Source organism: Salinispora cortesiana, assembly GCF_000484695.1.
Lineage (GTDB): Bacteria > Actinomycetota > Actinomycetes > Mycobacteriales > Micromonosporaceae > Micromonospora > Micromonospora cortesiana.
Genome location: NZ_AXVR01000009.1, coordinates 100,095 through 108,186, shown reverse-complemented (window position 1 = coordinate 108,186; position 8,092 = coordinate 100,095). Strand labels below are relative to the sequence as shown.

At 71.9% G+C, this 8,092-nt stretch carries 9 protein-coding genes; 2 read left to right on the top strand and 7 right to left on the bottom strand.

The features are described from left to right. A partial coding sequence (locus K228_RS0106955; protein ID WP_025617772.1) for an integrase core domain-containing protein occupies positions 1-310 on the top strand: 310 nt, incomplete at its 5' end. A 100-nt stretch (positions 311-410) separates the two neighbouring features. Further along, positions 411-596, top strand: coding sequence for a DUF397 domain-containing protein (locus K228_RS0106950; protein WP_025617771.1), 186 nt, complete (start codon positions 411-413; stop codon positions 594-596). A 364-nt stretch (positions 597-960) separates the two neighbouring features. On the opposite strand, the gene K228_RS0106945 is transcribed toward K228_RS0106950, so the two are convergent. The 7 genes from K228_RS0106945 to argB all read right to left on the bottom strand — a co-directional run bounded on the left by K228_RS0106945 (position 961) and on the right by argB (position 8,037). Continuing rightward, positions 961-1,599, bottom strand: a complete 639-nt coding sequence (locus K228_RS0106945) for a DNA-3-methyladenine glycosylase (protein WP_029723394.1) — start codon at positions 1,597-1,599, stop codon at positions 961-963. Positions 1,600-1,667: 68 nt separating this feature from the next. Then, positions 1,668-3,131 carry an argininosuccinate lyase gene (gene argH / locus K228_RS0106940; RefSeq protein WP_025617770.1) on the bottom strand — a complete coding sequence of 488 codons (1,464 nt, stop codon included), beginning with the start codon at positions 3,129-3,131 and terminating at the stop codon, positions 1,668-1,670. 11 nt (positions 3,132-3,142) lie between these two features. Next, entirely contained in the window at positions 3,143-4,351 is a 1,209-nt protein-coding gene (locus K228_RS0106935; RefSeq protein ID WP_025617769.1) for an argininosuccinate synthase, read from the bottom strand. Then, the gene (locus K228_RS0106930) at positions 4,348-4,863 is read right to left on the bottom strand and encodes an arginine repressor (RefSeq protein WP_025617768.1); all 516 of its coding nucleotides are present in this window, start codon (positions 4,861-4,863) and stop codon (positions 4,348-4,350) included. Before K228_RS0106930 ends, K228_RS0106935 begins: the two co-directional genes overlap by 4 nt. Next, a complete protein-coding gene (argF, locus tag K228_RS0106925) occupies positions 4,860-5,825 on the bottom strand; it encodes an ornithine carbamoyltransferase (protein ID WP_025617767.1) in 966 nt (321 codons plus the stop codon). Before argF ends, K228_RS0106930 begins: the two co-directional genes overlap by 4 nt. Beyond that, positions 5,822-7,153, bottom strand: a complete 1,332-nt coding sequence (locus tag K228_RS0106920) for an acetylornithine transaminase (protein WP_025617766.1) — start codon at positions 7,151-7,153, stop codon at positions 5,822-5,824. The genes argF and K228_RS0106920 overlap by 4 nt, the downstream gene beginning before the upstream one ends. After that, positions 7,150-8,037 (bottom strand): acetylglutamate kinase, encoded by an 888-nt coding sequence (gene argB, locus K228_RS0106915; RefSeq protein WP_025617765.1) that lies wholly within the window; start codon positions 8,035-8,037, stop codon positions 7,150-7,152. Before argB ends, K228_RS0106920 begins: the two co-directional genes overlap by 4 nt. Between the last annotated feature and the right edge of the window lie 55 nt (positions 8,038-8,092).

Below are 8,092 nucleotides of genomic sequence, written 5' to 3'. Positions count from 1 at the left end.
ACACACCGACCGCGGGTCGCAATTCCGAAGCCGGAAATTCGTCCACGCCCTCCACCAGCACCACATGACCGGATCGATGGGCAGAGTCGGCGCCGCCGGCGACAACGCCGCCATGGAATCCTTCTTCGGCCTGCTACAGAACAACGTCCTCGACCGCCGAACCTGGACCACCCGCCAACAGCTCAGGACCGCGATCGTGACCTGGATCGAACGGACCTACCACCGCCGCCGACGCCAACGAACCCTGTCCCGGTTGACCCCTATCGAGTACGAGACCACCATGACCCCACCGGCCAGTCAGGCCGCGTAACTGGAACTGTCACCCATCGGTGCAGCAGACCCGTTCGAAGTGAAAGCCTCTCACATAGACAGTCACTCGAAGTCATCAAGAAAGCGGCGCAGACATGGACATGACAGGTGCCAAGTGGCACAAGTCGACTTACTCGGGTGCTAACGGCGGATCTTGCGTGGAGGTGGCAAACAACCTTCCCGGCGTCGTGTTCGTACGGGACACCAAGGACCGAGATGGTGGCAGCCTCCGTTTCAACCCCCAGGCATGGCAGGCATTCGTCGCGCAGCTCCCCGAGCAACACTGACCCACCGTCAGCACAAAGGCCCGACTCGCAGGGAGTTGGGCCTTTGCGCTAGCAGCTTCAGCTACTGTGGGCCCCCTCGGACAAGGGCCCAAAGCCCGCAGGTACAGATCACCGCAGTCCACCAGAATGCCTTGGCCAGTGGCGAAGCCTTGCGAATCACGGTCGACATCACGTCACCTCATCGCCTCCATAACCCAATGGAGGCTATCGGGCCCAACGTCTCCGATCGATCGACCATCCGGCGTCCCCGGGGCCCCGAACGGCCCACCTCCCCGTACCGTTCTGCGGCCCGACATGCACCAAGTCGAGCCGCTGCTAACCCAGATCGATGCGGCCCTCCGGCGGCGCTACCAGGCGAGGCTGCTCAGGCACCGGACCGTCGCCGGGGGACGTGTCGGCGGTAGGTGCTGACGGTCGGGTCACCGGCGATCCAGAACCGCCACGGCACGTCGTGCGCCCCGGTGACGCCGACCCGTGGCCCGGCCGCTACGGCCGCTTCCGGCACTGGTTCGAGGGGTGGACGCAGCCGGATTGTGCCGTCGCCGAGCAGGTACTGCCCGTACGCCGAGCGGTCAACGCCCAGTGCGGCGCAGAGCCGGGCCGGTCCCCGGGCGAGGTCGCGGTCGGATCGCGCCGTCTGACGGCGGGACCGGGCCTGGGCGTGGCCGGCGATCACCTCTCCCGCCCGCACCAGCACCGCCGAGGCCTCCCCCGCCGGGCCGGTCACCACGTTCAAGGCCCAGTGCATGCCGTACGTGAAGTAGACATAGACGTGCCCGGATGGGCCGAACATCGCCGCGTTGCGGGGAGTACGCCCTCGGTGGGCGTGCGAGGCCGGGTCCTGGGCGGTGCCCGCGTACGCCTCGACCTCGGTGATGCGCAGGGTGACCTCGCCGGCGCGGAGCTGGGCGCCGAGTAGGCCGCGCGCCGCCGGCACGACCGGGCCGGCGAGCAGGCCCGCCAGCTGCGCGAGACCAGCTGCGGGTTCGGGGTGCGCCGTCACAGCCGCGACGCTACCCCGGGAAGGTGTGGGCTGCCTGAGCAGGCAGCCCACACCTGCGGTGCGCTGGGTCAGCGGGGAACGACCTTTTCGGCGGCCCACTCCCGCCAGCCGGCGAGCTGGTCGGCGGCGGCGGCGAGCTGCTCGGCGACCGGTCCCGGGCCGGTGGAGCCGGGGGTGGTGCGGGCGGCGAGCGCGCTCTGGACCGACAGCACGTCGCGCACCGACGGGTCGAGGTGCTCGCTGACCGCGGCGAGGTCGGCGTCGGAGACCTCGTCGAGCGCGCAGTCCCGGGCCACGCAGAGCGCCACCAGCTGGCCGGTGATCTCGTGCGCCTCGCGGAACGGCACCCCACGACGGACCAGCCAGTCCGCCACCTCGGTGGCGAGCGAGAAGCCCTCCGGTGCGGCGGCGACCAGCCGGTCGGCCCGTACCGTCATCGTGGAGATCATCCCCGCGAGGGCCGGCAGGAGCAGCTCCAGCGTGTCCACCGCGTCGAAGGCGGGCTCCTTGTCCTCCTGCATGTCCCGGTCGTAGGTCATCGGCAGGCCCTTGAGCATGGTGAGCACGTTCACCAGCCCGCCGACGAGCCGGCCGGACTTGCCTCGGGCCAACTCGGCGATGTCCGCGTTCTTCTTCTGCGGCATGATCGACGAGCCGGTGGCGAAGGCGTCATCCAGCTCCACCCAGCCGAACTCCCGCGACGTCCAGAGCACCATCTCCTCGCCGAGGCGGGACAGGTGCACGCCGATCAGCGCGGTGGTGAAGAGGAACTCGGCGACGAAGTCCCGGTCGGCGACGGCGTCCATCGAGTTGGCGAAGGACGTGCGGAAGCCCAGTTCCCGGGCGACCGCCACCGGGTCCAGCGGCAGGCCGGAGCCGGCGAGGGCACCGGCTCCGAGCGGACTAATCGCGGTGCGATGGTCCCAGTCGCGCAGCCGCTGTAGGTCGCGCAGCAGCGGCTGCACGTGGGCGAGCAGCCAGTGCCCGAAGGTGACCGGCTGGGCGGGCTGCAGGTGGGTCATGCCCGGTGTCGCGGTGTCCACATGCCGTCCGGCCTGCTCGACCAACGCCTCGGCCAGCTCGACCAGCGCAGCGGCCACGCCCCGGGCGTGGTCGCGCAGGTAGAGCCGCAGGTCCGTGGCGACCTGGTCGTTGCGGGAGCGGCCGGCGCGCAGCTTGCCGCCGAGCCGGCCGAGCCGCTCCAGCAGCCCCCGCTCCAGCGCGGTGTGCACGTCCTCGTCGTCAACGGTGGGCCGGAACGTGCCGGCGGCGCAGGCTGCCTCCAGGTCGTCCAGGGCCGCCAGGATCTGCCCCAGCTCCTCGGCGTCCAGCAGGCCGGCACCGGCCAGGACCCGGGCGTGCGCCCGGGACCCCGCGAGGTCGTAGGGGGCGAGCCGCCAGTCGAACTGCACGCTCACCGACAGCCGGGCGAGCGCCTCGGCCGGGCCGCCGGCGAAGCGGGCTCCCCACAGGCTGGTCCGGTTGGTGGCTGCGCTCTTCTCGGTCAGGCTCTTGTCGTCCACCCCGCCCATTGTGGCAGCGCTCACTGCGCCCCACCCAGCCGGGCGTCCCGCGCCGCCGACATCTTGCTGGGCAGGCCCCACAGCTGCACGAACCCCTTGGCCAGGGACTGGTCGAAGGTGTCACCGGTGTCGTAGGTGGCCATGCCGAAGTCGTACAGGCTGGCGTCGGAGCGCCGGCCGGTAGCGGTGGCCCGTCCGCCGTGCAGGGTGAGCCGTACCTCGCCGGAGACGTGCTGCTGCGCGTCGTCGACGAAGGCGTCCAGCGCGTCCTTCAGCGGGGAGAACCAGAGGCCGTCGTAGACCAGCTCACCCCAGCGCTGGTCCACGCTGCGCTTGAACCGGGCGAGGTCACGCTCGACGGTGACCGCCTCCAGCTCCTGGTGGGCGGTGATCAGCGCGATCGCGCCCGGCGCCTCGTACACCTCGCGGCTCTTGATCCCGACCAGCCGGTCCTCGACCATGTCCAGCCGGCCGATGCCCTGCGCGCCGGCACGCCGGTTCAGCTCCTCGATCGCCTGGTACGGGGTGACCGGCTTCCCGTCGATCGCGACCGGGTTGCCGGCGTCGAAGGTGATGACGACCTCGTCGGCGTCCCGTGGCTGGGCCGGGTCGGCGGTGTACGAGTACAGGTCCTCGATCGGCGGGTTCCAGATGTCCTCCAGGAAGCCGGTCTCGACGGCCCGGCCCCACAGGTTCTGGTCGATCGAGTAGGGCGACTTCGCCGACACGTCGATCGGCAGCCCCTTCTCCTCGGCGAACGCGATCGCCTTGTCCCGGGTCCAGGCGTAGTCCCGGGCCGGCGCGACGATCCGCAGGTCCGGGGCGAGCGCCCCCAGGCCGACCTCGAAGCGAACCTGGTCGTTGCCCTTGCCGGTGCAGCCGTGCGACACGATGGTGCCGCCGTGCTTACGGGCCGCGGCCACCAGGTGCTTGACGATCAGCGGCCGGGACAGGGCGGAGACCAGCGGGTACCGGTCCATGTAGAGGGAGTTGGCCCGGACCGCGGGCAGGCAGTACTCGGCGGCGAACTCGTCGCGCGCGTCAACCAGCTCGGACTCCACGGCCCCGCAGTCGAGCGCCCGCTGCCGGATTGCCTCCAGGTCCTCACCGCCCTGCCCGACGTCGACCGCCACGGCGATCACCTCGGCGCCGGTCTGCTCGGCCAGGTACGGGATCGCGACGGAGGTGTCCAGCCCTCCGGAGTACGCCAGAACGACCCGCTCAGTCATGATGTGATGCTCCTTTCAGCGTTGTCTTCGCGGCGGGCCCAGCCGGCGAGTTGGTCGCCGAGCGCGGCTCCGCCGTCGGCCTCGCGGGCCACGACGAGGATGGTGTCGTCGCCGGCGATGGTGCCGACGACTTCGGGCAGGCCGGCGCGGTCCAACGCGCTGGCCAGGTATTGGGCCGCACCCGGTGGGGTGCGGAGCACGGCGATGTTGCCGCTGGCGTCCACCCCGTTGAGCAGCTCGCGCAGCAGGCGCACGAGACGCGCCGGCGCGGTCTCGGCCTCCCGCAACGGACGCTGGCCGTCCTCCGGGATCAGGTAGACCCCGCGGCCGTCGCCACCGCGCACGGTGACCGCGCCGAGTTCCTTGAGATCCCGGGAGAGGGTCGCCTGGGTGGCCTGGATACCGTCCCCGGCCAGCAGGTCGCCCAGCTCGGTCTGCGAGTGGATCGCCTTGTCCCGGATCAGCTCGACGATGCGGGCGTGCCGGGCGGCTCGGGTCAGCGGGGCGCTCATGCGCTCTGCCCGGTGGTGCTGCCCGACGCCGGCGCGTCCGGGGAGGTTCCGAGGAGGAACGTCAGCAGCGCCTTCTGGGCGTGCAGCCGGTTCTCCGCCTGGTCGAAGACGGCGCTCTGCGCGCCGTCGAGCACCTCATCGGTGATCTCGTCGCCGCGGTGCGCGGGCAGGCAGTGCAGCACGATCGCGTGCGGCGCGGCGTGTGCGAGCAGCGCGGTGTTGACCTGGTACGGGCGGAAGGGGGTGATCCGGTCCAGCCCGTCGGACTCCTGTCCCATCGAGGTCCAGGTGTCGGTGGCGACGGCGTCGGCGTCGCGGACCGCCGCCACCGGGTCGGTGCCGGTACGCACCGACCCGCCGGTGCCGGCGGCGATCTTCTCCGCCCGGGCCAGCACCGCCGGGTCCGGGCTGAACCCGGCGGGCCCGGCGATCCGGACGTGCATGCCGGCGGCGGCGCCGGACAGCAGGTACGAGTGGCACATGTTGTTCGCCGTGTCGCCCAGGTAGGCCAGCGTCCGCCCGGCGGTGCCGCCGAGGTGCTCACGGATGGTGAGCAGGTCGGCCAGGAGCTGGCACGGGTGGTACATGTCGGTGAGCGCGTTGATCACCGGCACGGTCGCGTGCGCGGCGATCTCGGCGATCCGCTCGTCCCCGTGGGTCCGCAGCACGATCGCCGCCACGTAGCGGGAGAGCACCCGCCCGGCGTCGGCGAGGGTCTCGCCCCGGCCGAGGTGGGTCACCTGGCTGTCCACCACCAGCGGATGCCCGCCCAGTTCGGCGATGCCGACGTCGAAGGACATCCGGGTACGCAGGCTCGGCTTGTCGAAGAGCACCGCCACCGATCGCGGGCCGGCCAGGGGGCGGTATCCGAAGCGGTCCGCCTTCATGCCGGCGGCCAGGTCGAGCACGGTCGCCTGTTCGGCGGGGGTGAGGTCGTCGTCCCGCAGGAAGTGCCGGATCATGCCCTGGCCTCCGTCGTGGTTGGGGTGGTCGGGGTCGGAATTCTGGCCGGTTGGGCCGGCGGGCTGGGGTTGCCCGGGCCCGCCGACCGGGGACCGGCGGCCGGGGTCGAGGCGGCGGCGGCGCGGGTCGGGTCGGGGCCGGCCGGGGTCGAGCCGGCGGCAGCGCGGGTCGCGTCGAGGGCGGCCGGCAGGGCGGCCAGGAAGGCGTCGGCCTGGTCGGCGGTGAGAATCAGCGGTGGGGCAAGCCGGATGACACCCGGCTGCACCGCGTTGGCCAGGAAGCCCGTCTCCCGCAGCGCCTCGACGGTGACCGCCGCGACCGGCGCGGTCAGCACGATCCCGAGCAGCAGGCCGGCGCCCCGCACCTCGGCGACCAGTGGATGGTTGAGCGCCTGGATGCCCCGGCGGAGCTGGTCCCCGACCCGCTCGACGTGGTCGAGCAGCCCGGTGCCGGCGATCGTGGACAACACCGCCAGCCCGGCGGCGCAGCTGATCGGGTTCCCCCCGAAGGTGGTGCCGTGTGAGCCGGGACGCAGCAGGTCGGCCGCGGGGCCGAAGGCGATGCAGGCGCCGAGCGGCAGACCACCACCGAGGCCCTTGGCGAGCGTCACCACGTCCGGTTCGATGCCCTCGGCCTGGTGGGCGAACCAGTGCCCGGTGCGGCCGATCCCGGTCTGCACCTCGTCGAGCACCAGCAGGGCACCGTGCTCGGCGGTGATCCGGCGGGCCTCGGCGAGGTAGCCGGCGGGCGGTACGACGATGCCGTTCTCCCCCTGGATCGGCTCCAGGATCACCATGGCGGTCGCGTCGGTGACGGCCGCCGCCAGTGCGGCGCTGTCGCCGTAGTCGACGTGGGTGACGGCGGTGGGCAGCGGACGGAACGGGTCGGCCTTGGCTGGCTGGCCGGTGAGCGCCAGCGCCCCCATGGTGCGGCCGTGGAAGCCGCCCCGGGTCGCGACGACCTCGGTCCGTCCGGTGAGCCGGGAGATCTTGAACGCCGTCTCGTTCGCTTCGGCGCCCGAGTTGGCGAAGAAGACCCGTCCCGGTCGGCCGGCGAGGGCGAGCAGCAGCTCGGCCAGGGCCACCGGCGGCTCGGCGACGTACAGGTTCGACACGTGCCCCAGCGTGGCGACCTGCTTGGAGACGGCGGAGACCACCGCCGGGTGGGCGTGGCCCAGGGTGTTGACGGCGATGCCGCCGAGCAGGTCCACGTACTCCCGGCCGGTCTCGTCGACCACCACGGCGCCGGCCCCACCGACCAGTGCGAGCGGCGGTGTGCCGTAGCTGTCCATCATGGATTCTTGCCAGCGGTCAAGGAGCGGGCTCATCCGGGAATCACCATTGTTCCGAAGCCTTCCGAGGTGAAAATCTCCAGCAAGGTCGAGTGCGCGACCCGCCCGTCCACGACGTGCGCGGCGGGCACGCCCCCGCGCACCGCCCGCAGGCACGCCTCCATCTTTGGGACCATCCCCGACTCCAGGGACGGCAGCAGCTTCGCCAGCTCGTTCGCGGTGACCTCACCAATCAGGCTGGACCGGTCCGGCCAGTTGGCGTACAGGCCCGGCACATCGGTCAGGACCACCAGCTTGCGCGCCCGCAGGGCGATCGCCAACGCCGCCGCGGCGGTGTCCGCGTTGAGGTTGTGCGGCACTCCGTCCGCATCCGGGGCCACGGTCGAGAGCACCGGGATCCGGCCGGCCTCGAGCAGGTCGGTCACCACCGAGATGTCCGCCGACTCCACATCGCCGACCTGGCCGACGTCGACCGGCCGCCCATCGACGTACGCCGAGCGTCGCACCGCGGTGAACAGACCCGCGTCCTCGCCGGAGAGCCCCATCGCGAACGGACCGTGCGCGTTGATCAGCCCGACCAGTTCCCGGCCGACCTGCCCCAGGAGCACCATCCGGACCACGTTCATCACCTCCGGCGTGGTGACCCGCAGCCCGCCCCGGAACTCGCTGTCGATGCCGAGTCGATCCAGCATCACCGAGATCTGCGGTCCGCCGCCGTGCACCACGACCGGCTTCAGGCCGGCGTAGCGGAGAAAGACCATGTCCGCGGCGAACGCCCGCCGCAGCTCCGGATCGGTCATGGCGTTGCCGCCGTACTTGACCACGACGGTCGAGCCCGCGAACCGGGCCAGCCACGGCAGCGCCTCGATCAGGGTGGCGGCCTTGGCCTGAGCGCCGGTGAGATCCGCGGTGGAGCTCATGCCCGAACCTGCCTTCCGTCTCCGGTTGCGGTGCCGCGCCACGCGGCGATCCTCG

Excerpts from the sequence above, each read along its gene's own strand:
- argB (WP_025617765.1), bottom strand. The coding sequence starts at position 8,037 with ATGAGCTCCACCGCGGATCTCACCGGCGCTCAGGCCAAGGCCGCCACC.
- K228_RS0106935 (WP_025617769.1), bottom strand. The coding sequence starts at position 4,351 with ATGACTGAGCGGGTCGTTCTGGCGTACTCCGGAGGGCTGGACACCTCC.
- K228_RS0106950 (WP_025617771.1), top strand. The coding sequence starts at position 411 with ATGACAGGTGCCAAGTGGCACAAGTCGACTTACTCGGGTGCTAACGGC.
- argF (WP_025617767.1), bottom strand. The coding sequence starts at position 5,825 with ATGATCCGGCACTTCCTGCGGGACGACGACCTCACCCCCGCCGAACAG.
- K228_RS0106930 (WP_025617768.1), bottom strand. The coding sequence starts at position 4,863 with ATGAGCGCCCCGCTGACCCGAGCCGCCCGGCACGCCCGCATCGTCGAG.
- argH (WP_025617770.1), bottom strand. The coding sequence starts at position 3,131 with ATGGGCGGGGTGGACGACAAGAGCCTGACCGAGAAGAGCGCAGCCACC.
- K228_RS0106920 (WP_025617766.1), bottom strand. The coding sequence starts at position 7,153 with ATGAGCCCGCTCCTTGACCGCTGGCAAGAATCCATGATGGACAGCTAC.